Annotated in this window: 23 protein-coding genes; 10 read left to right on the forward strand and 13 right to left on the reverse strand. The window is 59.6% G+C overall.

Annotated elements, in window-relative coordinates; all coding sequences use genetic code 11:
- The 6 genes from BOA8489_RS20750 to BOA8489_RS09440 all read right to left on the reverse strand — a co-directional run bounded on the left by BOA8489_RS20750 (position 1) and on the right by BOA8489_RS09440 (position 6,937).
- Positions 1-1,995 (reverse strand): glycosyltransferase family 2 protein, encoded by a 1,995-nt coding sequence (locus BOA8489_RS20750; RefSeq protein WP_245813757.1) that lies wholly within the window; start codon positions 1,993-1,995, stop codon positions 1-3.
- Between the two features lie 185 nt (positions 1,996-2,180).
- Positions 2,181-2,945 (reverse strand): hypothetical protein, encoded by a 765-nt coding sequence (locus tag BOA8489_RS09420; RefSeq protein ID WP_093973767.1) that lies wholly within the window; start codon positions 2,943-2,945, stop codon positions 2,181-2,183.
- On the reverse strand, positions 2,942-4,000 hold the full coding sequence (locus tag BOA8489_RS09425; RefSeq protein WP_093973768.1) for a nucleotidyltransferase family protein: 1,059 nt from the start codon (positions 3,998-4,000) through the stop codon (positions 2,942-2,944). Before BOA8489_RS09425 ends, BOA8489_RS09420 begins: the two co-directional genes overlap by 4 nt.
- A gap of 25 nt (positions 4,001-4,025) precedes the next feature.
- Complete coding sequence (gene neuC / locus BOA8489_RS09430) at positions 4,026-5,207, reverse strand: UDP-N-acetylglucosamine 2-epimerase (RefSeq protein WP_093973769.1); 1,182 nt, start codon at positions 5,205-5,207, stop codon at positions 4,026-4,028.
- Positions 5,208-5,216: 9 nt separating this feature from the next.
- Positions 5,217-6,467: an MFS transporter gene (locus BOA8489_RS09435; RefSeq protein ID WP_093973813.1), complete on the reverse strand. Its 1,251-nt coding sequence runs from the start codon at positions 6,465-6,467 to the stop codon at positions 5,217-5,219.
- A 41-nt stretch (positions 6,468-6,508) separates the two neighbouring features.
- Complete coding sequence (locus BOA8489_RS09440) at positions 6,509-6,937, reverse strand: FKBP-type peptidyl-prolyl cis-trans isomerase (protein ID WP_093973770.1); 429 nt, start codon at positions 6,935-6,937, stop codon at positions 6,509-6,511.
- Between the two features lie 195 nt (positions 6,938-7,132).
- Between BOA8489_RS09440 and BOA8489_RS09445 the strand changes: the two genes are divergently transcribed.
- The 6 genes from BOA8489_RS09445 (at position 7,133) to BOA8489_RS09470 (ending at position 12,878) form a co-directional block, all read left to right on the forward strand.
- Complete coding sequence (locus tag BOA8489_RS09445; protein ID WP_093973771.1) at positions 7,133-7,819, forward strand: haloacid dehalogenase type II; 687 nt, start codon at positions 7,133-7,135, stop codon at positions 7,817-7,819.
- Positions 7,819-8,640 carry an alpha/beta fold hydrolase gene (locus tag BOA8489_RS09450; RefSeq protein ID WP_093973772.1) on the forward strand — a complete coding sequence of 274 codons (822 nt, stop codon included), beginning with the start codon at positions 7,819-7,821 and terminating at the stop codon, positions 8,638-8,640. Before BOA8489_RS09445 ends, BOA8489_RS09450 begins: the two co-directional genes overlap by 1 nt.
- The gene (locus tag BOA8489_RS09455; RefSeq protein WP_093973773.1) at positions 8,619-9,599 is read left to right on the forward strand and encodes a threonine ammonia-lyase; all 981 of its coding nucleotides are present in this window, start codon (positions 8,619-8,621) and stop codon (positions 9,597-9,599) included. The genes BOA8489_RS09450 and BOA8489_RS09455 overlap by 22 nt, the downstream gene beginning before the upstream one ends.
- A gap of 15 nt (positions 9,600-9,614) precedes the next feature.
- Positions 9,615-10,403 (forward strand): 3-oxoadipate enol-lactonase, encoded by a 789-nt coding sequence (gene pcaD / locus BOA8489_RS09460; RefSeq protein WP_093973774.1) that lies wholly within the window; start codon positions 9,615-9,617, stop codon positions 10,401-10,403.
- An 89-nt stretch (positions 10,404-10,492) separates the two neighbouring features.
- Entirely contained in the window at positions 10,493-11,695 is a 1,203-nt protein-coding gene (locus BOA8489_RS09465) for a TCR/Tet family MFS transporter (RefSeq protein ID WP_093973775.1), read from the forward strand.
- 103 nt (positions 11,696-11,798) lie between these two features.
- Positions 11,799-12,878 carry a zinc-binding dehydrogenase gene (locus tag BOA8489_RS09470; protein ID WP_093973776.1) on the forward strand — a complete coding sequence of 360 codons (1,080 nt, stop codon included), beginning with the start codon at positions 11,799-11,801 and terminating at the stop codon, positions 12,876-12,878.
- 249 nt (positions 12,879-13,127) lie between these two features.
- Here the strand turns inward: BOA8489_RS09470 and BOA8489_RS09475 are convergent, their stop codons facing one another.
- Positions 13,128-13,562: a GNAT family N-acetyltransferase gene (locus tag BOA8489_RS09475; RefSeq protein WP_093973777.1), complete on the reverse strand. Its 435-nt coding sequence runs from the start codon at positions 13,560-13,562 to the stop codon at positions 13,128-13,130.
- A 39-nt stretch (positions 13,563-13,601) separates the two neighbouring features.
- Here BOA8489_RS09475 and BOA8489_RS09480 point away from each other — a divergent pair, with 39 nt between their 5' ends.
- A complete protein-coding gene (locus BOA8489_RS09480) occupies positions 13,602-14,837 on the forward strand; it encodes a mandelate racemase/muconate lactonizing enzyme family protein (RefSeq protein WP_093973778.1) in 1,236 nt (411 codons plus the stop codon).
- Here the strand turns inward: BOA8489_RS09480 and BOA8489_RS20170 are convergent.
- Positions 14,834-15,241, reverse strand: a complete 408-nt coding sequence (locus BOA8489_RS20170) for a P-loop NTPase family protein (RefSeq protein WP_176440257.1) — start codon at positions 15,239-15,241, stop codon at positions 14,834-14,836. The two genes, BOA8489_RS09480 and BOA8489_RS20170, sit on opposite strands and share 4 nt — an antisense overlap.
- Before the next feature lie 309 nt (positions 15,242-15,550).
- Here BOA8489_RS20170 and BOA8489_RS09490 point away from each other — a divergent pair, with 309 nt between their 5' ends.
- On the forward strand, positions 15,551-16,366 hold the full coding sequence (locus BOA8489_RS09490) for a bifunctional allantoicase/(S)-ureidoglycine aminohydrolase (protein WP_093973780.1): 816 nt from the start codon (positions 15,551-15,553) through the stop codon (positions 16,364-16,366).
- On the opposite strand, the gene BOA8489_RS09495 is transcribed toward BOA8489_RS09490, so the two are convergent.
- Genes BOA8489_RS09495 through puuE form a run of 3 tightly spaced genes read right to left on the reverse strand, consistent with a single transcriptional unit; the run spans position 16,361 to position 19,726 of the window.
- A complete protein-coding gene (locus BOA8489_RS09495; protein ID WP_093973814.1) occupies positions 16,361-17,803 on the reverse strand; it encodes an alpha/beta hydrolase in 1,443 nt (480 codons plus the stop codon). The two genes, BOA8489_RS09490 and BOA8489_RS09495, sit on opposite strands and share 6 nt — an antisense overlap.
- 22 nt (positions 17,804-17,825) lie before the next feature.
- Positions 17,826-18,311, reverse strand: coding sequence for an ureidoglycolate lyase (locus BOA8489_RS09500; RefSeq protein ID WP_093973781.1), 486 nt, complete (start codon positions 18,309-18,311; stop codon positions 17,826-17,828).
- Positions 18,308-19,726, reverse strand: a complete 1,419-nt coding sequence (puuE, locus tag BOA8489_RS09505; RefSeq protein ID WP_093973782.1) for an allantoinase PuuE — start codon at positions 19,724-19,726, stop codon at positions 18,308-18,310. The genes BOA8489_RS09500 and puuE overlap by 4 nt, the downstream gene beginning before the upstream one ends.
- 143 nt (positions 19,727-19,869) lie before the next feature.
- Here puuE and uraH point away from each other — a divergent pair, with 143 nt between their 5' ends.
- The gene (uraH, locus tag BOA8489_RS09510; protein WP_093973783.1) at positions 19,870-20,223 is read left to right on the forward strand and encodes a hydroxyisourate hydrolase; all 354 of its coding nucleotides are present in this window, start codon (positions 19,870-19,872) and stop codon (positions 20,221-20,223) included.
- Here uraH and BOA8489_RS09515 read toward each other — a convergent pair.
- The gene (locus BOA8489_RS09515; RefSeq protein ID WP_093973784.1) at positions 20,220-21,140 is read right to left on the reverse strand and encodes a LysR family transcriptional regulator; all 921 of its coding nucleotides are present in this window, start codon (positions 21,138-21,140) and stop codon (positions 20,220-20,222) included. The genes uraH and BOA8489_RS09515 overlap by 4 nt on opposite strands.
- Positions 21,141-21,237: 97 nt before the next feature.
- Here BOA8489_RS09515 and BOA8489_RS09520 point away from each other — a divergent pair, with 97 nt between their 5' ends.
- A complete protein-coding gene (locus tag BOA8489_RS09520; protein ID WP_093973785.1) occupies positions 21,238-22,464 on the forward strand; it encodes a urate hydroxylase PuuD in 1,227 nt (408 codons plus the stop codon).
- 157 nt (positions 22,465-22,621) lie between these two features.
- Here BOA8489_RS09520 and BOA8489_RS09525 read toward each other — a convergent pair whose 3' ends face one another.
- On the reverse strand, positions 22,622-23,497 hold the full coding sequence (locus BOA8489_RS09525; protein ID WP_093973786.1) for a 2-oxo acid dehydrogenase subunit E2: 876 nt from the start codon (positions 23,495-23,497) through the stop codon (positions 22,622-22,624).
- Position 23,498 lies beyond the last annotated feature (1 nt).

Genomic DNA, 23,498 nt, shown 5'->3' on the forward strand with positions numbered 1-23,498 from the left:
CTAATCGGCGCGCTTCGGCTTGGAAATGGTGAACTGCCAGTCCCCAGAGGCGGGCCGCTCCAGCACCTCGTCAGGAATAACATCCGGTCCGGACAAAAAGACATTCGACCCGAAATGCTTCAACATCCGTGACAAATGCCGCAGCCGGACTCCGGTAATTTCGCCATATAACTCTGCAAATTCATCGACTTGCATCAGCTCGGCGATCCGCTCTCGATGCCAGGCCACCGAAGCCTCATGTGTCTCCCCGACCCCAGGCAAAGCCGCCAAACGCGCTCGCTCCTCCGCGACCCGCGCGTCATACCGACGTATCGAAGAGTCTTCGACCGCGTTGTGATTCATCCGAAACCAATAGGCAACACCCTGCCCCCGATCGACGTGATTGACCCGCCCCCGGTCCCGTTTCACCAGATAACTCTCCGCACTCCTCACCGCATAATGGTTCAGCGTGACCAGATCATAACCCCAGGTCCCCGATGTCATCCGCCAGCCGTTTTTCCACATTTTCGCTGGCAAGGGCCGACCGTCTCCACCGACCCAACGCAACCGGCTCTCATCCATGATCCCTTTAGGGCGATGCACCCCCAAACGCCGAAAAAGACCGGCGTTGCGATAGATCGACTTGAATCCCCAGGCCTGATGCGGCCGCGAACAAAACTCCGGTGCACAGGCATGAAACTGATGCGTCACCGGCGCGTCCTCGAACCCCTCAAGATCCCCATTTCCGAACAACCGCCAGGGCATAGAAATCACGTTCGCACCGTCGGTCGCGGCAAACAAATCCTGAAGCGTTCCTTCACCTTTGTGAACATTGATGTATTCGTCCACATCCAGCGTCAGACACCACTCCGCATCGGTCAAAATCGGCTCGGATTCCGCCGCCCGAAATGCCGCGTGCTGGGGGACATTCCCGGTTTCGCGATAAGGATTATCCCGCCGCACGACCACACCCTCTTTGGCCAAGGCGTCCAGAACCTCATCCGTCCCGTCATCGCAATCATTCGTATAGACCAAAAACCGATCCACCCCGACAACGCGGTGATGCGCAATCCAATCAAGGATAAACGGGCCCTCGTTCTTCATCGCTGTCACAACCGTCACACCGTTGCCGCCAGACGCCGGCTCAACGCGCACCGGAGCGGCCAAAGCCTTGTCTCCAAACGCTTCCTCCAGAGCCGATCTCACGCCGAAGTCCTCGACCAAAGCCGATTTCTGCACCAATTGACCGACCTTCGCTCCCGGATAAGCAACCCCCATGGCCCGCACAAACCGCGCGCCCTCGACCACGCCGCGCGCCCCACCGACCCGGATCATCCGCCAGACCGACGGGTCCTCCAAAGTCGTCGGCGCAACGCACCACCGCGTCACCTTGCGCGGTTCATCGCGTCGGAAATGCACATGATCAACATGCCGCGCCTCGTCCCCTCGCAGCCGCCATGGATAATACTCTTTCCCCTCCAAAAGATAACATCGTCCCGGCAATGCCTCCGCCCGGTCGAAAGCCGTTTCACCGCGTCGCCCGGTCAGCAAAAGGTCCGAAATGTTAAGAAAAGCAACCGACGCCGCCTTCCCCAGAAACCGCCGCCTCAACGTCTCCAAAAGGACCGTTTCGCTGAACTCTCCATGCCATGGATCAGGCGCGTGAACCTGCGCCTGGATATGTCCCGGAGCCACCGGAGCTGTCGCCGCAAGCCGCGCATCCGCGGCCCCCGACCGCCCCATCGGTCGCGACGCCGTGACATACAAAACGAAAGGCGCCCCGTCCCCCAATGCCGTTAATCGTGCCTCTAACTCAGACGCATACTCCTCGTCTTCACCGGGCGCGGCGCGATCAAAAACCAGAATGCCGCTCACACCGAAAGCGGAATGGTATCCCACCCAATCCATCGTCGCATCGACGCTCTCGCCATTCCTCAGCGCCAGCAAACATCGTTTAGCGTTAAATAAATCGGTTTCTGCAGGCACGCAGCCGTCAGTATCCGAAGTGACAGCCATTACCCCTCCGCCGATCTGCCGGTGCCACAGCAGTCTCTCTGCGAGCGATGTGCAGATCGTCTCGTCAGGCGCTCCTGACAAGTAAGTCCGATATCCCTTTCCCGCCGCAGCCGTCGCCGCCAAAAGCCACCCGTGCGACGTTTCACAAGCCTCCAGATGACGTCGTTTGAACTCCGCGCCCACGCTCAGAAAACCCGTACCCGAGAACGTCTGGAAATCGTGGCCACGTCCTCGTCAAAACGTTGCAAGAGAAGGTCACAAGCGACGCGATCAAGCCCGGTATGTGCTTTGATTTCGTCCGGTACAGGCACCCGCTGCGCAGCCCGCAAAAAGCCCTCGCCCGCGGCCTCACTTGCCAGATCAAATCCTTTGTTTCCAAAGAGATAATACAAAATCGGCGCAGCACCATTTCCAACCGAAAAAGGTGTCAGAACCACCAGCTCGGCCCCGCCAAAACACGTCGCGACAACATCTACCAGATCCGCCCAGCTCACCTCGTAAAGGGCGTCCCATTTTACGCCCCCCGGCCGCGAGAAAACCTGTTCCCGCTCCACCGACAAAAGCAGGTGATGCACTGGTTCGATCGCCAGTACCACGCGCTCCACATGATCGCCCAGCACAGCCGATATTTCGCCAAGCATCCTCTCCGCTTCGGGGAACAATTCGTTGTCCCGCAGCGCCGTCCTGGGCCGCCCCAACGCAAACAAAGCTGACAGGAAAAGGTGTCTATCAGACGCCGTGGAAACCAGCGCGTTCAAGTGTGTGGGGTCGGGGCGATCGCCGATCGCCGCCCGCAAAGCATAAGTCACGATCTTGTTCGGATGGGCAGCCACACCCGCGCTTCCCAGCGAAACGGTCTGCCCGCGCACCAAAGCATTCAGCGCATGACCAAGCGCCGTGGGCGCACCGATAAACAGTGTGTGGGGCGGCTCTTTCGACGACCGGTTCATTTGCGGAAAATTGTATCGAATTCCGTTCGCGCCGCTTCCAGATCGTCGATGCGGCCGATATCGCGCCAGTATTCACTCATCGGGAAGACGGCAACGCGTTTCTTGTCATCCTTAAGGTTCGTTAACAGCGTCGGCATGTCCAGAGCCTGACCGTCAGGGACAGCCTCAAGCGCCTCGGGCGACAAAACGTAAATACCGCCGTTCACATAGCACCGCTCGGTCGGTTTTTCGTCGATACCGATCATCAGGTCACCGTCCGCGCGAACCACTCCGTAAGGCACCTGATACTCATACTCACGGACGACCATCGTGCCGATTGCAGACATTTCCTTGTGGAATTTCAATAGTCTGTCAAATCGTAAAGATACCAGAAGATCGCCGTTCATGACGATGAACGGACGTGTGGGTCGCTCTTTCAGCAGCGACAGGGCGCCAGCGGTTCCCATCGGCTCGTTTTCTTCGATGTAGTCGATATCCACGCCGAACTTCGAGCCGTCACCGAAATGATCCTGAACCATCTCTTTGCGATAATTAACAGAGATTGAGATGTGCTGGAATCCCTGGTCCACGAACACGCCCAAGATCTGTTCCAAAAGCGGCTTGCCCCCCACCGGCAACATCGGTTTTGGAATCTTCTCGGTCAAAGGACGCAACCGCGTTCCCAAACCGCCAGCCATCAAAACGACCCGCGTGTCCCGTGGTGCCACTCCGAACAATTCATCGACCGTCGCCAGATCGGTCAATCGACCGGACGCATCGATTACCGGAATATGCTGCAGTTTCCGGTCCCGAATAAGACGTCGGACCTCGCGGTCATTTTCGCCTTCGCGCACAACTGTCGGCGACTCGTGCATTACCTGAGACACCGGCCCGTCCAGATCGACGCCACGCAAAATCCCCCGCCGAACGTCCCCGTCGGTCACGGTCGCAATCAGCCGGCCGTCCGCATCAATTACCAAGGCAACCTGGCGGCGCGACCTGTCAATCGTCGCGATCGCGTCGCGCACCGAAACATCGCGCGTGATCGTAAGAGCCTTTAACGTTTCGTTATCCATAAATGGCATCCTCGCGCGAAGCGGCCTAAGGGTCCAGCGTCAGTTTCTTCTGCAAAAGCCGTGCATCGGAAATATCCATTGTTTTCAGAACCTCAACGATCTTTGGACCGGTATTTCCGTCTCCATACGGGTTCGCGCAGGTGGCCGAAATCAATCGAAACTCGTCATCGGCTATGCAGCGCGTCAATGCATTCGAGATCTCTTCTTCATCATAATCAACATTCAGAACGTTTTCAGCCGCCAATCGACCGGACTGACGCGTCCCGATATTCACTGTTGGACAGGCGAAAGCCGGGGTCTCTTTCAGCCCACTTGATGAATTGCCAATGCAAGCACCCCGTGTAATCCGCCCCGCAACATTCAGCGTACCGTGGTATAGCGCGCGCCCTAGACTCTGTCGCAATACAACCTGTGGCTGCTTATCGGCCCACACCTTCAGTCGCTCAAGAATTACCTCGCCGCCGTCGTCATTGTTGGGATAAGTCGCGACGATCTGCGCACCGTATTCAGCGATAGCGCGCTCCATTGCCGCAAGGCTGGGCGCAAGCTGCGCGGCCGCAAGATGGGGTTCAGTCGTGATCGCGTGCTGCGTGAACAAGATCACGGGACGGCTCAAATCCAATCCAAGCGTTGACGCCACCTCGTCCGCGTCCGGGAAATCGCCGGCCTTGATCCTATCGATCCCCGGCAAGCCAACATCATGAATTCGCCAGGTTTCTTCGCCCATAGCGGCGATCCGCAGGGCAGCCTTCGGATTGGTCGCAAAATGAATATGCGCAAGTTTCGTCATGGCATGGCGCACAGAATCGTCCAAAGCACCGCCTTCGGTCTTGTCTCCACCCTCGATATGCGCAACCGGAATATTCGATTGCGACGCGGCGATCACAGCGGCGAAGGCCTCAAATCGGTCCCCATAAACCACCACAACATCGGGCTTCAGGTCGTCCAGAACATCGGCTACCGCAAGAATACCTTCGCCAATGGCCCGCGCCGTATCCTCCCCCAAACCGGCAGAGACCTCGGCGGAAATCTCAAATCCGTCCGCCAAGATTTCGTCGCGCGTTCTCCCATAGGTTGCATCGAGATGCGCACCTCCCACGATCAACTGCAGCTTAAGAGCAGGCTCTTTCGAAATGGCCTGAAGCACCGGGCTCAATAGCCCGTATTCTGCCCTGTTTCCGGTAAATACGGCGATACGACGTGTCATGGAGGGGTATTAACCTTCTTTAACGGCCGCCGCCATAACCGATGCGGGCGGTTCAATCGAAACGCGTCGGGCCATGATCCAAAGTCCGCAAAACGCGATCAGGCCGATGACGAAATACCAGCCCAGAACGGTCTGGATTTCGCGATAGGACATCAATCCGATGTCGGTTGTGGCTTTCGCTGCCAACCAAAGCGAACCCGCGAACATCAGACGCCCCACGAGGCTCTTTATCGACAGATATGTCGCCCGGCTGTCGTCGTTCAAGACGGGTTGCACGCGGGCGATCAAGAGAGGGCCATGGATCGACGACGGCACCATGCGCAAGAACAGGAAAGCCACCGCCAGAACCGAGTTCGTGGTCGCCAGAACGCCCACCAATCCAACCTGAATAGACATGGCGAAAAGCAGGATTGCCGCCAACCCGATGCGCCTGCGCAGCGCCGGCACCAGCCACGACGCCGCGACCGACACAAGCATCATCACGGTCGACACAAAGCCACTCACAAACGGCGCCTCACCCGACCATCCCCGCGCGTCCAAAGCCTCGAAAATAAAGGGCTGACCGAAGACAAACGGGATATGGCTGAAGCCGTACATCAAAGTGCTCAGAACGAACAACCAGATCAGAACCGGATTTCTAAACGCTTCTTTCAAATGAACAATTCTGAGAGTTTCCGTAATCTGGCTGGCCTCCTCGCGTGGCGGCTCCACCATCAGAAATGCGCAAATCGCCCAGGCAATCATCGCCACAGCGGACGCCGCGAAAGCCAGATCGTAGGCCACAAGGGACATCGCGCCCCCCGTAATCGCCGAGGCCGCCAGGCCCGAAAACGAAAAGCGCCAGGCCCTCAACTCCTGCGTCTCTACCTCGTCAGATCGGTCTGCCGCCGCCAGCGACTCGTACAAGATCGCGCTGTCCGTGCCCGACACGAACGCCGCACTGATCCCCCACAGAACCTGTGCCAGAACAAAGGCCTCGAACGACGATCCCAGCAACAACAGGAACGCCGCGGCGACTGCCGCCAATGCGCTTGTCAACAGCGTCAGTCGGCGCCCTATGCGATCCGAAAAATAACCCGACGGCACCTCGAAAACCGTGGTTGCCAAATCGTAAATCGCATACAGGATTACCGCCTCGGCAGCCGACAGGACGTCCTGAAAGAACAGAAACCATACCGCCTGCCAGAACAGCAAATTCTGGAAAAACTTGAACCAAGGATAAAGCGCAATATTGCGCGCCACTCCCGATTGCGCGGTCATTTCAGCCGACACAATGGCGTGCGATCACGCGGGCTCGGGCCTCAGGCAATTTCGACCAACTCGATCTGAAACGTCAGGTCCTTGCCCGCAAGCGGATGGTTCGCGTCAAGGATCACTTCGGTCTCGGTAACTTCGGAAACCGTCACCATCATCGGGTTGCCTTGCGACGACTGAAGCTGCAGCTGAGTCCCGATTTCCAGTGGAATATTGTCCGGGATTTTTTCCCGCGGAAACGCCTGAAGCGCGTCCGGATTATGCGGCCCATAGGCCTTTTCCGCCTCGATTTCGACCGTCTTTTCCTCGCCCACACTCATACCGTCCACGGCCGCATCGAAACCCGCAATCACCTGTCCGGTTCCCAATTTGAACTCCAGCGGATCCCGCCCTTGCGAACTGTCGAACGTCGATCCATCAGCAAGTGTCCCGGTATAGTGAATACGAACGGTGTCGCCCGATTTTGCAGCAGTCATAAGCGTCTCTTTCCGTAAGAATTTGAATAGAACGTGTCGCAACCTAACAATTTTTGCGCGCCGCGTCTGTTCATAAACGTTAACGGCGCCCAAAAGTCGCGATAATTTACCAATCTTAACCCCAATCGTGCCCGACTGCCCTTTTCTCAACGCGGAGCGCGTGCCAGTGTCTCGCCCGAAAAAGGAGTGAGCAAAATGCCCGTCACCACCTGCGTCTTTGATGCCTACGGAACCCTGTTCGATGTCTCCGCCGCTGCCCGGCGCGCCGCGGAACAAACCGGTCAGGACCAACTGGCGGCGATCTGGCCCAAGCTTGCGGCGGACTGGCGCTTGAAACAACTTCAGTACAGCTGGCTGCGGGCCGTGACTGGCACCTACGTTCCGTTTTGGCAGGTTACCAAGGATGCGCTCGACTGGGCTATGGAGGCCGCCGAAATCGACGACCCAGTGCTGCGCGAAACGCTCCTTGCGCTCTACTGGGAACTGCCCGCCTACAAAGAGGCGCACACCGTTCTTGCCTTGCTGAAAGCCACCGGTTTCAACACCGCGATCCTGTCCAATGGTTCGCCTGAAATGCTGGATGGTGCCGTCGATTTCTCCGGCACGCGCGAGTCTCTCGACGCTGTCATCTCGGTCGACGACGTTAAGATCTTCAAACCTGCAAAAGCCGTCTACGATCTGGTTGAAAAACGCCTCGGGGCCACGCCCCAGCAGGTCCTTTTCGTGTCGGCCAACGGCTGGGATGCGGCGGGCGCGGCGGCCTACGGATTTCAGACCGCCTGGATCAATCGCGCCAGTGAACCGGTCGACCGGCTTCCCGGCGTCCCCGGACATATCCTTCCCGATCTCAGCGGCATTCCCGACCTTGCGGGCACGCTCTGATGCCCGAATTTCTTGCCCCAGACGGCGCGCGTATTCACTATACCGATCAGGGTCATGGCACGCCGGTTTTGGCCTTGGCGGGCTTGACGAGAAACGGCAGCGACTTTGACTATGTTGCCCCCCACTTGCCTGATACCCGATTGATAAGAATGGATTACCGGGGGCGAGGTCAGTCTGAATGGTCGGGGCCCGAGACCTATACGATCCCGGTCGAAGCGGGTGACGCACTGGCCCTCCTCGACCACCTCGGCCTTGAAAAAGCGGCAATCCTCGGCACATCGCGTGGCGGTCTGATCGCCATGCTTCTGGCCGCCACCGCAAAGTCCCGCCTTAGCGGCGTGTGCCTCGTGGATATCGGCCCTGAACTGGCCGCTGCGGGCCTTGACACCATCAGGAACTACATCGGCAAGAACCCCTCCGAGACCACATATCAGGACGCCGCCGCGATGCGTGCGCGCCTCCTTTCTGGCTTTCACGACGTTCCCGAAAGCCGTTGGCTGGAAGAAGTCGAAAAACACTATGTCAAAACCGAAAACGGCCTCAAAATTAACTATGATCCCGCCTTGCGCGACGCAGTCCTGGCCGCCGGAACCCAGCCGATGCCGGACCTCTGGCCACTCTTCGACGCGATGGAAGGTTTGCCGCTGGCATTGATCCGGGGCGCGAATTCCGATCTGCTCTCGCCCGAAACAACGCAGGAAATGAGGCGCAGGCGACCCGACATTCTATTCGCAAACGTGCAGGATCGCGGCCACGTTCCCTTCCTCGATGAACCCAACTCGCTAAAGGTCCTGAACACATGGCTGACACGTCTCCCCTGATCAGTGATATCGAAACTGCAGCGGCCCGGCTGAAGGGCCATGCCGAACGCACGCCATTGTTGAACGCGCCCCTTCTGGACGCTGAATTCGGGCGTCGCATCTTCGTCAAGGCCGAGTGCCTGCAGAAGACCGGTTCCTTCAAATACCGCGGCGCGCGCAACGCCGTTGCCGCACTTAGCGACGCCCAGCGCGCGGCCGGAGTGATCGCGTTCTCGTCCGGAAATCATGCTCAGGGAGTCGCGCTGGCGGCCCGCGAACTGGGCGCAACCTCTGTCATCATCATGCCGTCAGACGCTCCGTCGTTAAAGATCGTTAACACGCGCGCGCTTGGTGCCGAAGTTGTGCTATACGACCGCGAGACCGAAGATCGCGACGAAATCGGCGAGCGCCTGTCCGCCGAACGCGGCCTCTCTCTGATCAAGCCATTCGATAATCCCAACGTGATTGCAGGTCAGGGCACCACGGGACTTGAGATTGCCGAACAGTCCCGGCTTGCCGGCATTGACGGCGCCGACGTTCTGATCTGCTGCGGTGGCGGCGGTCTGACGTCCGGCATCGCCATTGCTCTGGCTGCGAAATCCCCCGACTTGACGCCGCGCCCGGTCGAACCGGAAGGCTTCGACGATGTGACCCGTTCGCTTGCGACCGGTACGATCCAGACGAACCCCCGCCGATCCGGGTCGATCTGCGACGCCATCATCACCCCAAGCCCGGGCCATCTGACTTTTCCAATTCTCGCCGCCCACTGCGGACCGGGCGTCGTCGTTTCCGACGATGACGCCCTTCGCGCGATGGCCATCGCCTTCACGCGCCTCAAGATCGTGCTTGAACCCGGCGGCGCCGTCGCCCTTGCCGCTGCCCTCTTCCACCGCGCGGATTCGCGGGACGTCATTGCCGTCGCGTCCGGCGGCAATGTAGACGCGCCACTGTTTCGTATGGCATTGGAGAAATATGCTTAACGCAAGGAAGATCTCATGCTGATTGCCGATCTCGATGGTCTAAAGACCCACTACCGCGACGACGGGGACCCGCATGGTCATGCCGTGGTTTTCGCCAATTCGCTCGGTACTGACCTTAGGCTCTGGGACAAGGTCATCGACCGTCTGCCGAAATCCCTGCGCCTGATCCGCTACGATATGCGCGGCCACGGCCTGACCGATGTGCTCGACCCACCTTATTCGATGGGCGCGTTGATTTCCGATGCCGAGGCCCTGATCGATCACCTCGGTGTCAAGAACTGCGTCTTTGTCGGACTTTCCATCGGCGGGCTGATCGCCCAGGGCCTTGCGGTCAAACGCATGGACCTTGTGCGCGCCATGGTCTTGTCCAATACGGCCGCGAAGATCGGCACGGTTCAAACCTGGCAAACCCGCATCGACACGGTCGCCACCGACGGCTTCGACAGCATCGCCGATACCGTGATGGAGATGTGGTTCGGCAAGGAATTCCGCCGCACGCCCGAGCTTAGCGCCTGGCGCGCCATGCTCGCGCGCCAACCGATCAAAGGGTACGTCGGTTGCTGCGCCGCCATCGCCGGCACCGATTTTTACACGACGACAGCCAGCCTGACCCTGCCCACGCTCGCCATCGCGGGCAGCGAAGACGGCTCGACGCCGCCCGATTTGGTGCGCGAAACCGCCGAGCTCATCAAGGGCGCGAAATTCCAACTCATCAAAGGGGCCGGACACGTGCCCTGCGTCGACAAACCCGAGGAATACGCCGAGACTCTCACGACTTTCCTCACAGAGATCGGTCACATTTAGCGAAAACCCGAACCATCCGCGTTTACTCCGGTTCCCGTGCAGCCCCGCCTTGCATATCACCATCCCGACCTGACCGCAGAAAGCCGTTAATGCGCCTGCCCCTGATTTTCGTCATCGCGACCACAGTGATCGATTCCATGGGCATCGGCCTGATCCTGCCCGTAATGCCCGCCCTGCTGCGCGAAGTCTCCGACATCTCCCTCGCAGACGCCGCCCTTTACGGTGGCGTCCTCGTCACCGCCTTCGCCTTCATGCAGTTCCTTTTCGGCCCCGTCATCGGCGCATTGTCCGACCGCTATGGCCGCCGCCCCGTCATGCTGATCTCGCTTCTGGTCATGGCGCTGGACTACATCGTCATGGCGCTGGCCGGAGCCTTCTGGGTTCTGCTTGTGGGCCGCATGGTCGGCGGGATCGCCGCGGCGACCCAATCCACTGCCACCGCCTTCATGGCCGATATCTCGAAACCCGAAGAAAAAGCCGCCCGCTTCGGCATGATCGGCGCCGCCTTCGGCATGGGCTTCGTGTTCGGCCCCCTCCTCGGAGGCCTTCTCGCCGAATTCGGCACACGCGCGCCCTTTTATGCCGCCGCCGCCCTTGCCGCGACAAACCTCATTTTCGGCTATTTCGTCATGCCCGAAACCCTGAAACCCGAAAACCGCCGCCCTCTGTCCCTCGCGCGCTCAAACCCGCTCGGTGCCTTCAAAAACGTCTCGGCCACACCGCAACTGCGCCGCCTCTTATGGCTTTTTTTCCTCTACCAGGTCGCTTTCATGGTCTACCCCGCCATCTGGGCCTTTTTCACCGAAGAGCGCTTCGGCTGGTCGCCCCGCATGATAGGCTTCTCGCTCGGCGCCTTCGGCATCGCCATGGCGCTGGTGCAAGGCGGCCTCATCCGCCTCATCCTCAGATGGTTCGGTGACCGCGGCACCATCCTCTACGGCCTCGCCTTCAATTTCTTCGCCTTCCTCGTCCTCGCCTTCATTGAAAGCGGCACGCTGGCAATCCTCTTTATCCCGCTCACAGCCCTCGGAGCCGTCGTCACCCCTGCCGTTCAAGGCATGATGTCACGCGCAACCTCCGACAATAGCCAGGGTGAACTTCAGGGCGTACTGTCGTCGACCGCCGCGCTGGCCACGATCATTTCACCCCTGATCATGACGCAAATCTTCGCCACCTTCGCCCGCCAGGACGCTGCCTTCTACCTGCCTGGCGCCCCCTTCCTCGTCTCGATGTTCCTCATGCTCGTCTGCGCCCTGGTCTTTCTGGCCGGCAGGCGTCAACAAACCGTTTAAGGCAAAGATTGACCGTTTCGCGCCATCCGAAGTCGGTTTCCGACACGCCGCGCACCCCGAAAACCGACACCCTGATGAAAACCCGTCTCTAAAGGCCCACCCCATGACCAAAATCCGCGCCGCTGTCTGCCATGCCTTTGGCGAATCACTGAAAATCGAGACCGTCCACCTCGCCGCCCCCTCCGGCCGAGACGTCGAAGTCACGCTCCGGGCCTGCGCGATCTGCCACTCGGACATTACCTATATCGATGGCCACTGGGGCGGCGCGCTGCCCGCCATCTACGGCCACGAAGCGGCCGGCGAAATCACCTCCCTTGGCCCGGACGCCAAAGGCTACAATATCGGCGACCGCGTCATTGTCACACTGATCCGCTCCTGCGGCACCTGCCCGACTTGCAGCGCCGGAAAACCGGTGATCTGCGAACGCCCCACCGGCCCTGCCCCCCTCACACTCTCCGATGGCACGCCTGTCACACAGGCGATGTATTCCGGCGCCTTCGCCGAAAAGGTTGTCGTCGACCAAAGCCAGATCGCGCCCATCCCCGAGGCCATCGCCTTCGACGTCGCCTCGCTTCTGTCCTGCGGCGTGATCACAGGAGTCGGCGCCGTGGTCAACACCGCCAACCTTCAGGCGGGCGAAGACGTCGTCGTGATCGGTGCCGGGGGCGTCGGCCTCAACGCCATTCAGGGCGCGGTCATCGCGGGCGCGCGTCGCATCGTCGCCGTGGACCTGTCGGCAGAAAAACTGAGCGACGCACGCGCCTTCGGCGCCACCCACGGCATCCTCGCCTCCGACCCCGCCCCCTGGGACCGCCTGCGCGAGATCACCGGCCGAGGCGCGGACGCGGTCTTCGTCAGCGTTGGCGTAGCCCGCGTCTATACCGATGCTCCGAGCTACCTCGCACCGGGTGGCCGCCTCGTCATGGTCGGAATGCCGCCGACAGGCGCCGCCTCCACCTACGAGCCCGGCAACTTCGCCTCCGCCTGCCAGTCCATGGTCGGCTCCAAAATGGGCAACACGGTGCTGGCGCGCGACATTCCCTGGCTCGCCGATCTCTACCTGCAAGGCCGCCTGAAACTCGACGAACTGATCTCGGGCCGCTGGTCCATCGACCAGATCAACGAGGCCATCGCCGACACCAAATCAGGCACCGCGCGCCGAAATGTCATCCTCTTCGACTAAGATCGGGCATTACCGTTAGATACCAAAGCACTCCGCCACGATCTTCACCTGTTTTCAAATATCCAAACGGCGAGACACCCAAATTCCAGCGCGCGTTGCGTTAACCAGAGCAACTTGCGAACGGTCGCACCGACGCAATACCGACGTTAAACCGACGTGCTACCGTCGTGGCCAAATCCACAAATTCGCCAATGTCTTAACAACGAATCACCCGACCCGAAGAAAACCGGACACCCGGCCCATCCCACGTCAAAGATCCGGATGATCCCAGTCGAAAACCACAACCCCCGAAGTCTCGCGCGCCCCAAGACTCCGATACAACCCCCGCGCCGCGTCGTTGTCGTCTTCCGTCGCCACCCAAATGCCCTCACACCCCCTGTCACGCGCCAGATCGCACAACCGGTTCATCAACCGCGTGGCGATCCCACGGCGCTGATAATCCTCATGAACTCCGACCTCATTCACAAAGAACGAAAACGGCTTGTCGGGATGCATCAGCACGGTTCCGCTTGCAAAACCAATGACTTCCCCCTGATCCAGCGCCACGACGATCTCGTTTACCCGCGTCGCCAGAAAGCCAAATGCCCATGACGGATCGATGGGGTCGTCAAATACACCGTCGCGCACACGCTCAAGAACATGCGCATCCTCTGGACCAAGATTGCGAATGGTGATTGGGTTCATCTCACATACTCACGCGACAAGCGACAAAGGGCCAAGCCATTGAAACTCCGTGATCTTGACATCATCGTCACCGCTCCGCCAGCCCCCGGATGGGGTGGCCGCTACTGGATACTCGTCAAGGTCACGACGGATACCGGGGTCACCGGCTGGGGCGAATGCTACGCTTCCGCCGTCGGCCCCGACGCCATGCGCGCCGTGATCACGGACGTCTTCGCCCGCCACATGGAAGGCGAAAACCCTGAAAACATTGAACGAATGTTTCGCCGCGCCTACTCTGCCGGCTTCACCCAGCGCCCCGATCCCACCGTCATCGGTGCCTTTTCGGGCCTTGAAATCGCCTGCTGGGACATCCTGGGCAAAGACCGCGACCGCCCCGTTTACGCGCTCCTCGGTGGTCGCATGAACGACCGCGTCCGCGCTTACAGCTACCTCTACCCAATGGCGCACCACCGCCTGCCAGAATTCTGGATCGACGCCGACATGGCCGCCGAAAGCGCGATAGACCTCGTCAAGCGCGGCTACACAGCGGTCAAGTTCGACCCCGCGGGACCCTATACGCTGCGCGGAGGCCACCAACCCTCACTCCACGACACCGAGACCTCGGTCGCCTTCTGCGCCGCCATACGCGCCGCTGTGGGCCCCCGCGCAGACCTCCTCTTCGGCACGCACGGCCAGTTCTCCACCGGCGGCGCCATCCGCATTGCCAAAGCGATCGAGCCCTACAACCCGCTCTGGTTCGAAGAACCTGTCCCCCCCGACAACGTCGCCTCAATGGCCGAGGTCGCCCGCGCGACTTCGATTACCGTCTCAACCGGCGAACGTCTTACAACCAAAGCAGAATTTGCCGCCGTCCTCGCCGCTGGCGCCGCCAATATCCTGCAACCTGCTCTGGGGAGATCCGGTGGTATCTGGGAGACCAAGAAGATCGCTGCGCTGGCCGAAACCTACAACGCCCAAATGGCCCCGCATCTCTATGCCGGCCCCGTCGAGTGGGCCGCCAACGTCCACTTCGCCACGTCCATCCCAAACATCCTCATGGCCGAAACCATCGAAACCGACTACCACAAGGCACTGATCCGCAACACGATTACCGTGGAAGACGGCTACATCAGCGCGCCCACCACGCCCGGCCTCGGCATCGATGTCGACGAAGCTCTCGCTCGCGCGCACCCTTACACCGGCACGGGGCTACACCTTGAAATGCAGGAGGATCCGATCAGCTACGCCGCCCCCAACGCCTTTGAAGGCGGCGCGCCGGTCCACAAACCCGACTAACCGGGCACCAACGCGCCTTGATGAGTCGCAATGGCCGCGTCCACATCGTCGAACCAGACCGCCCGACCCTGTTCCAGAACCACCGCAGCCGAGCATATCCGCGCGAGCAGCGGCAGGTTGTGCGACACTACAATCGCCGCCCGATCCCGGATTCTGTCGGCCAAAACCATCTCAGACTTCGCCCGAAACGCCGCGTCCCCGACGCTTGTAACCTCGTCGATCAGATAGGTATCAAAGTCGATCCCCATCGACACCGCAAATGCCAACCGCGCCTTCATCCCGGCCGAATATGTACGAAACGGCAATCGAAAATGATCGCCAAGCTCCGCCATCTCGCGCACGAAAGTCTCCAGCCGGTTCGTATCCACGCCATAGACCCGCGCCACGAATCGCGTGTTCTGCAACCCACTGAGATCCCTGTGAAAACTGCCGGCAAACCCGATGGGCCCCGTTCGACCATCGCCGGTGCCAGATGTTTGAACTGCCCCGGACAGTTCTGATGCACGAACAAGACTTTCAAACCACGCGTTTCCAATCCATTTCGCCCCATTTAGCGTACACTTATCATTAAATTTCACTTACTTTGGCACAACAAGACGCCCGCGCGGGATTTTCAAACCATCCCGAAAGGTGTCATCGAATTTGTACGGCTGGCCGAAAGCTCATCTCGGCAACATACTGACCCCTCGCACCGACGCATCGAAAGCAAGCATATGTCTCCAAAGTATTTTTCTCCGACAGGTGGCCATCCCGGACAGAACCAACTGCTGACCGACCGCGCCATTTTTACCGAAGCCTACGCTGTGATCCCGAAAGGCACGATGCGCGATATCGTGACCAGCTTTCTGCCGTTTTGGAGCCAAACCCGTCTTTGGGTGCTCTCTCGGCCGATGACCGGCTTTGCGGAAACCTTTTCGCAGTACATCATGGAAGTCTCGCCCGGCGGAGGCTCGGATCAGCCCGAAACGCAATCCGGTGTCGAAAGCGTTCTCTTTGTGGTGGAAGGCGAGGTCGAGCTGACCATCGACGGCACGCCGCACAACCTGCCCCACGGCGGTTACGCCTATTTGCCGCCTAAATCCGTCTGGACGCTTCACAACACCTCCGGATCCGTCAGCCGTTTCCACTGGATTCGGAAAGCCTATGAGACCATCGACGGCCTTGACGAACCAGACGCCATCATCACCCGCGACCAGGACGTGGCTCCGACCGTGATGCCCGGAACAGATGGCAAATGGGCAACCACGCGCTTCGTCGATCCAACTGACTTGCGCCATGATATGCACGTCACGATCGTCACCTTCGAACCCGGCGCCGTAATCCCTTTCCTCGAAACCCATGTCATGGAACACGGTCTTTACGTGCTCGAAGGCAAGGCGGCCTACCGCCTCAATCAAGACTGGGTCGAGGTCGAAGCTGGCGATTACATGTGGCTACGCGCGTTTTGCCCTCAGGCCTGCTATGCAGGTGGCCCCGGCAAGTTCCGCTACTTGCTCTACAAGGACGTGAACCGGCACATGAAGCTATGATACTGCCTGAAACATCGGAAAACTGACGCCCAAGGCCCACGCCAGAACCATCCCAAGCGCGATGCCCGACGACAAGGGCCCCGCGCGGTACGCCGCCTGTCGCCCTACCGTGCCGAACACCAGATAGAAAAGCACAAGCACGGGAGCAATCATGATAAGAAAGAACAATCCTTCGAAATCAAGCGCGACGGCGATAGCCAGTGACACCAGAAATCCAAGTCGCACGAACAACCGTCGCCAGAATGGCGCACGCGTCGTCAGAACGGCATCGGCCAGCATATAGGGCAAAGCGCCAAGCAGGATCGCAGAAATGACCCAGAGCCGTCCGGATGACGGCCAGAAGTTCGCCGCATATCGGTCCAGCGCCACGGCAAAAACCCCGCACCACGCCAACAGCAAAACCAGAGTGCACCAGGAAAACCGCCCGATCCCAACGCCCCAAAATCGCAACAAGACAATCTGTAGCACACCGAAGATCAGCAGATGCAGCGCCAGATAGTCGGCTACAAGAACCGGCAAGACCTCCAATTCAATCGCCCCTGCCACCAAAGGCGTGACGCTTGCAGGCACCAGCACACTCGCGGCCAACTGCGCCTTTGTAAGACTGGCGGCAAAGACCTCGCGGCGGGGCAAAAGCCGCGCAATGGCAGGGAACAGTACCACCAATCCGCCAAGCAGCCCGATGATCGCAAAACCCGTCGGCAAGACCGTAACGCGCGATGTCCGTGCGAAATACTCATCCAACCACGCGACTGCCTCGGCCCGCGCAACGCGGCTCTGCAGGATCGAGACATGTTCAGTGAACGGTGCGGCCACAGCACGCCGCGTGATTGATCCGTTCTTGACAGTGTCGCCTTCCGACGCCTCAGGGACGACCATCTGCAAGGCCTCAAGCGCGAACCCGCGCAACCCCGGCTCCCATGCGCCGGTCACCAGCAACAGGTCTTGCGGCGTCACAGCGTCGATCACCTGCGAAAATGCCGAAATCAGCACGACCGGGCCAACGTCCGAACGTTCGGTGGCTACACGCACCAAAACGTCGGTGGCCATCGAATGGCCAAGCAAGGCAACTGGCGAAGCGTCGTCCTTCAAGGCGTCAATGACCTCGTTTGTCTGGTCCATCAAAAAACGCGTCGTTCCCTCGACTGTTGTCACATCCCCCGACATCGGCAGGGGATGCCGTCCGTGACCCAGAAATTCGAATGCAAAGACCCGATATCCTGCCCGCGCCAACGGCAGCGCAAAACCTTGCATCATTTGTTGGGATCCGGCGAATCCATGGGCGACAAAAACCGCAGGCCCGGTGGCGTCCGGTGCGGCGTAGATCGTCACCGGCGTCTGGCCGACCCATGTCTGCTGGATGTCCACGCCATTGCGTGCGACCTCCAGAACCCAAAGCGAGATTAGCGCGACCGCAAACGCCGCAATCGTTCTCACCGCCAATCCCACCGATACCGCCCTATGCCTCGATCACAAAAGGCGCATGGAACCAGTGCTCTTCAAGGTTGGAGCCGCTCCCGATGCGGTCGATGACAGCGAAAAGTCCGGGTTCATGCAACGGAGCAAGAACCCCATGCCACGTCCCGCGATGATAATTTACGGCCTGACCTATTTTGGTGCGAAACGCCAATGGCCGACCCGGCGTCCCGTTCTGATCGGGCGCCACGACGACGACAAAGGCATGCTCGCTCATCGGAATGAACGCCTGGCTTCCGTCCGGATGGCGCTCGACCATTTCCAACGTCAGGGGCAGCGCGCGTGGCTCGGCTTTGAACAGGCTCAAACCCGCACGTCCATCGCTGAAATCAAATGTTGCGCGGTCGTGAAACCGCCCGCAAAGCCCTTGATTGATGATCTTGTCCGGCGCGCCGGTCACCTCGATCACATCACCAAACGGTTGAAACGCCTCCACCGTCAGGGGTTCAAGGCGGATCGGCACTCTCATGCCCCGAACTTTTCAATCAAACGCAATTCAGCGATGCGTTCGACTTGCCGACAGGCGGTCGCGAACTCGGTGTCGCGGTCATTCTCGATCCGTGCTTCAAAGGCCATCATGATCGAGGCTTTCGTGTTGTCTCGCACCGCGATGATGAACGGAAACCCGAATTTCGCGACATATGCATCGTTCAACCGCGTGAAGCTCGCCCGCTCCTCGTCCGTCAGCGCATCAAGACCCACAGACGCCTGCTCGGCCGTCGATTCCGCCGTCAAACGCTTGGCCTCGGCCAGTTTGCCCGCAAGGTCAGGGTGTGCTGTCAGAACGCCAAGGCGCTGCTCCTCCGTCGCCGACCGAAAGACCCTCGACAAGACACTGTGCACGCCCGTTGCCGTATCGTGCGTCGGCCCCAATTCCAGATCAAAGGCCCCTTCGGCGATCCAAGGGGAATGCTCGAAAATGCCCCCAAATGCACTGACGAATTCCTCACGCTTCATCTGGGAAGGTCGCCGGATACGGCGCGCCGGGTGCTGGGCCGCCCAGTGCTCGGCAATCTCCAGCCGGGTCGCGAACCAGACTCCCTCATGCGCCGCCATATGATCCAGCGCCCGCCTCAACGCCGCCACCCGACCAGGCCGCCCGACAAGCCTGCAATGCAGACCAATCGACAACATCTTCGGCGCGCCCGCGACCCCTTCGGCGTAAAGCACATCAAAGCTGTCTTTCAGATACGCCTCGAACTGATCGCCAGAATTGAAGCCCTGAGGTGTGGCAAACCGCATATCGTTGCAATCAAGCGTATAGGGCACGATCAACTGATCCCGACGCCCGAACTCGGACCAATAGGGCAGATCATCCGCATAGGAATCAGCGACGTAAGCAAACCCGCCTTCTTCCGCCGCAAGCCGAACCGTATTCCCGGAACACCGCCCAGTATACCACCCACGGGGACGCGCCCCAACGACCTCGGTATGCAAAGCAATCGCCTCGACCATATGCGCGCGCTCGTCCGCCTCGCTGAAATCCTTGTATTCGATCCACTTCAACCCGTGACTGGCGATCTCCCAGCCCGCGTTTTTCATGGCCGCCACCTGATGCGGAGCGCGCGCCAATGCCGTCGCCACGCCGTAAACCGTCACTGGGAGGTCTTTCAGCAACCGGTGCAACCTCCAGAACCCGGCCCTGGCACCGTATTCGTAAATCGACTCCATGTTCCAATGCCGCTGCCCCGGCCAAGCTGCCGCACCAACGATCTCGGACAAAAACGCCTCCGACGCCGCATCTCCATGCAGGACGTTGTTCTCGCCGCCCTCTTCATAGTTAACGACAATCTGAACAGCGATCTTTGCCCTGTTCGGCCAGTTCGCGACGGGCTCCTGGCCCGCATAACCAGTCATATCGCGCGGATATCGAGACAATGGCATCCCCTTTTCAAAGCCAGACCGTTCTATTCCAAAACAGTCGATCTGTTTCTCAACAAATTTTTGAAAGACTGTATCAGCCCTTCCGGTTTGTATAGAGCCTGACAAACCGCGATGTTACGTCAAGCGAAACGGGAGCAAAAATTATGGCCGGATACCTCACGACCCACGTTCTTGATACGGCGAACGGCAAACCCGCCGCAGGACTTCTGATCGACCTTTACCGTCTCGACGGCGAGACCCGCACGCATCTGCGGTCCCTCAAGACCAACAGCGATGGGCGCACCGACGAGCAAATCCTGCCCACTGACGAGTTTGCTATGGGAACCTACGAACTGGTCTTCCATACCGGCCCATATTTGGACGCAATGGGCGTACCACCCGAAAGCCCGCGCTTTCTCGATCAAATCCCGATCCGGTTCGGCATGTCCGAAGCGTCGCACTATCACGTGCCGCTTTTGCTCTCGCCGTTTGGCTATTCCACCTATCGCGGCAGTTAGGCCCCGAAATCAGCCGCCGCAATCCCGGCCCCGATCCGCTCGACCATGAATTCCATGAACAGCCGGGCTTTCGGGTCCTGACGCCTGCGGTGAGTGAACAAACACGCCATTTGAATGGGCTCGGGCGGCGTCTTTGTTGCGACCGACACCAACCGCCCGGCCTTCAAATGTTCGGCGACTTCGAACAAGGGTTTCATCACAACGCCTCGATCCGCCAGTGCCCAGTCTGTCAGCACATCCCCGTCATCGGACTCATACCGCCCTGACACTCGCAAACGCTGCGGGCCTTCCTCGGTGACGACGCGCCATTGAAACTCGGGTGCGCCCGGAAACCGCAGGTTCAAACATTCGTGGCGATCATCAACCAAGGCCTGCCCGCTTTCAGGATGCCCGCGCTTTTCGACATATCCCGGCGAGGCACAAAACACCCGCTGCACATCCGCGATCTTTCGAATACGAAGGTTGCTGTCTTCGGGCTGGCCTAGAAAGAACGCCAGATCGAGCCCTTCCGTCGTCAAATCCACCAACCGATCCGTCAGGCGCAGGCGCACCGTCACCTCCGGGTAAGCGTCAATGAAATCCGGCACATAGGGTGCCAGCAGACGCCGCCCAACCCCAAGTGGTGCCGACACATAAAGCGAACCCTTGGGATTGTCGGTGATATTCACCACCTGCGCCTCGGCGTTCTCGACGGATTCCAGAACCTCGCGCGCCCCGGTGTAGAATGCTTTGCCATGCTCGGTCGGTGTCAAACTCCGTGTTGTGCGCTGGAAAAGCCGCACACTCAGATGTTCTTCCAACTGCGATATCCGCGCCGAGGTCACCGCCGGCGAGATCCGCAAATCGCGTCCGGCTGCCGACATACTGCCCAACTCATAGACGCGCACAAAGGTTCGGATATTATCAAGATAAGACATTATTCGGATTTTTTTGATGCTCTTAGATTTTTAGGGTCAATAGCAGAATAATAGCAGTCCGCCTAGTGTGATGCACAGGACCTCAAGGAGACGACGCATGTATGACTTCGCTGTGATGTGGGATTGGATCGGCTTTGCCGTCCGCTGGTTGCACGTGATCACCGCGATGGCCTGGATCGGCGCGTCGTTCTACTTCATCGCACTCGACCTGATGCTGAAGCCCGCGGATGACATGCCAGAAGGCGCATACGGCGAAGAATGGGAAGTGCACGGCGGCGGCTTTTACCACACCACGAAATACCTCGTCGCCCCGGCCCGCCTGCCGGAACACCTGACATGGCACAAATGGCAGAGCTACACGACCTGGCTCTCCGGGGCGGCCCTTTTGATGATCGTTTACTGGGTTGGCGGCGAACTCTTCCTTCTCGACCCAACAAAAGCTGACCTTGCTCTTTGGCAGGGTATCCTGATTTCCGCCGCATCCCTTACAATCGGATGGATCGCCTATGATTTCATGTGCAAATCCAAACTTCGCGACCACCCAACAGCGTTAATGCTTCTGCTCTTCGTGATCCTCGTCATCATGTCATGGGGGTATGATCAGGTCTTCACTGGCCGCGCAGCGCTTCTCCACCTAGGTGCGTTCACGGCTACGATCATGACGGCCAACGTCTTCTTCATCATCATGCCCAATCAGCGCATCGTGGTGAAAGACCTTCAGGAAGGCCGCACACCGGACGCGAAATACGGCGCAATCGCAAAGCTGCGCTCGACACACAACAACTACCTGACGCTTCCGGTCATCTTCCTTATGCTGTCAAACCACTACCCTCTGGCCTTCGCGACCGAATACAACTGGATCATCGCCAGCCTGATCTTCCTCACCGGCGTAACCATCCGGCACTACTTCAACACGATGCACAAAACCGGAAAAGGCCCGCATTGGACCTGGGCCGTGACGGTGATCCTGTTCATCATCATCGCCTGGCTTTCTACCACCAACATGCACGACACATACGACGAAGCCGAAGCCCGCGCGCTCACGCCCTACGAGGAAAAGTTTGCCTCGGCCGCCGGGTTCAGCGAGGCATACGACGTCATCCTTGGCAATTGCTCGATGTGCCACGCGCGTGAGCCCGTTTGGGATGGTATCAGATGGGCACCCAAGGGCGTGGTTCTGGAAACCCACGGCGACGTTGCGCGCCACGCCAGCCAGATCTTCCTGCAAGCGGGTATAAGCCACGCCATGCCTCCCCCGAACGCCTTCGAAATGGATGCTGAAAGCAGGGCCGCTATCGTCGCATGGTACCGCGCTGCAAATTGAAGACTATGGGACAATCCCGGACGTTTCGAGCGAGGCAACAGTTTTTTGTGCGGAACTCAGTTCGGCCGAGGGTGCGGTGCGAAGGCTATCACCGGATTCGTGCCATGATCCGGCAGTGTTTCGCCCCGCGGGATTTGAGAAACGCATTGATGCACCCCTAGCCCACCAACAGATCGTCCGGTTGCGCCAATAACTCGCAATAGCGCGTAAGAAACCTTGCCGCATCCGCGCCATTGATGACGCGATGATCATACGACAAATCAAGCGGGGTCATTGGCACCGGGCGGAACGCCGTGCCGTCCCAGACCGGTCTAATGTCCGTTCGGGTGATTCCTAGAATTGCGACCTCGGGCGGGTTGACGATGGGCGTGAAGGCCTCGCCACCGATGCCACCAAGGTTGGTGATGGTCATCGACGCTCCGCCCATTTCATGACCTCTCAGCTTTCGGTCCCGCGCACGCCCCGCCAAGTCCCGTATTGCACCGCCGATCTGAGACAATCGCATCTTGTCGGAATCGCGCAAGACAGGAACGGCAAGCCCATGCGGTGTATCGACGGCGATCCCGATATGAACATAGCCCTTCAAAATCAGCGACTCGCCATCCGGCGATAACGACGCGTTAAATCGAGGAAATTCCCTCAGACATCGCGCAAGAACCGCCACGTGAAACGCCAGCGCGGTGACACTCATGCCCTCCGCCTTCAATGCCTTGCGCGTTGCCTCAAGGCGGGACACGTCGGCGCTGTCATGATGCGTGACGGCAGGGATCAACTGTTGCGCGGCAGTCAGATTTGCCGAGGCGACCTTCGCCATCCTGTTCAGCGGCTCGACAGTCACCGGCCCCCAATCGCCGTGATCCACGTCCCAGTAACCGGACGAAGAAGTTACCGCTCTGCCACCGCGCGGAGCCGTCTGCCCCAGCACATCCTCGCGCGCGATGGTCTCTCGGCCAAGTTCAGCCGCCAGCGCGTCGATATCCACGCCACGGTCCGCGGCCAGCTTACGAACGGATGGACTGGCAATCGCGGCCATA

The organism is Boseongicola aestuarii, from assembly GCF_900184815.1.
GTDB lineage: Bacteria > Pseudomonadota > Alphaproteobacteria > Rhodobacterales > Rhodobacteraceae > Boseongicola > Boseongicola aestuarii.

Bases quoted from the DNA above. Each gene is read 5' to 3' on its own strand.
- BOA8489_RS09465 (WP_093973775.1), top strand. From the start codon at position 10,493: ATGCGCCTGCCCCTGATTTTCGTCATCGCGACCACAGTGATCGATTCC.
- BOA8489_RS20750 (WP_245813757.1), bottom strand. From the start codon at position 1,995: ATGGCTGTCACTTCGGATACTGACGGCTGCGTGCCTGCAGAAACCGAT.
- uraH (WP_093973783.1), top strand. From the start codon at position 19,870: ATGGCCGGATACCTCACGACCCACGTTCTTGATACGGCGAACGGCAAA.
- BOA8489_RS09490 (WP_093973780.1), top strand. From the start codon at position 15,551: ATGTCTCCAAAGTATTTTTCTCCGACAGGTGGCCATCCCGGACAGAAC.
- BOA8489_RS09525 (WP_093973786.1), bottom strand. From the start codon at position 23,497: ATGGCCGCGATTGCCAGTCCATCCGTTCGTAAGCTGGCCGCGGACCGT.
- BOA8489_RS09425 (WP_093973768.1), bottom strand. From the start codon at position 4,000: ATGGATAACGAAACGTTAAAGGCTCTTACGATCACGCGCGATGTTTCG.
- BOA8489_RS09470 (WP_093973776.1), top strand. From the start codon at position 11,799: ATGACCAAAATCCGCGCCGCTGTCTGCCATGCCTTTGGCGAATCACTG.
- BOA8489_RS09435 (WP_093973813.1), bottom strand. From the start codon at position 6,467: ATGACCGCGCAATCGGGAGTGGCGCGCAATATTGCGCTTTATCCTTGG.
- BOA8489_RS09450 (WP_093973772.1), top strand. From the start codon at position 7,819: ATGCCCGAATTTCTTGCCCCAGACGGCGCGCGTATTCACTATACCGAT.
- BOA8489_RS09520 (WP_093973785.1), top strand. From the start codon at position 21,238: ATGTATGACTTCGCTGTGATGTGGGATTGGATCGGCTTTGCCGTCCGC.
- BOA8489_RS09445 (WP_093973771.1), top strand. From the start codon at position 7,133: ATGCCCGTCACCACCTGCGTCTTTGATGCCTACGGAACCCTGTTCGAT.
- pcaD (WP_093973774.1), top strand. From the start codon at position 9,615: ATGCTGATTGCCGATCTCGATGGTCTAAAGACCCACTACCGCGACGAC.
- BOA8489_RS09440 (WP_093973770.1), bottom strand. From the start codon at position 6,937: ATGACTGCTGCAAAATCGGGCGACACCGTTCGTATTCACTATACCGGG.
- BOA8489_RS09500 (WP_093973781.1), bottom strand. From the start codon at position 18,311: ATGAGAGTGCCGATCCGCCTTGAACCCCTGACGGTGGAGGCGTTTCAA.
- BOA8489_RS09420 (WP_093973767.1), bottom strand. From the start codon at position 2,945: ATGAACCGGTCGTCGAAAGAGCCGCCCCACACACTGTTTATCGGTGCG.
- BOA8489_RS09515 (WP_093973784.1), bottom strand. From the start codon at position 21,140: ATGTCTTATCTTGATAATATCCGAACCTTTGTGCGCGTCTATGAGTTG.
- neuC (WP_093973769.1), bottom strand. From the start codon at position 5,207: ATGACACGTCGTATCGCCGTATTTACCGGAAACAGGGCAGAATACGGG.
- BOA8489_RS09475 (WP_093973777.1), bottom strand. From the start codon at position 13,562: ATGAACCCAATCACCATTCGCAATCTTGGTCCAGAGGATGCGCATGTT.
- puuE (WP_093973782.1), bottom strand. From the start codon at position 19,726: ATGCCATTGTCTCGATATCCGCGCGATATGACTGGTTATGCGGGCCAG.
- BOA8489_RS09455 (WP_093973773.1), top strand. From the start codon at position 8,619: ATGGCTGACACGTCTCCCCTGATCAGTGATATCGAAACTGCAGCGGCC.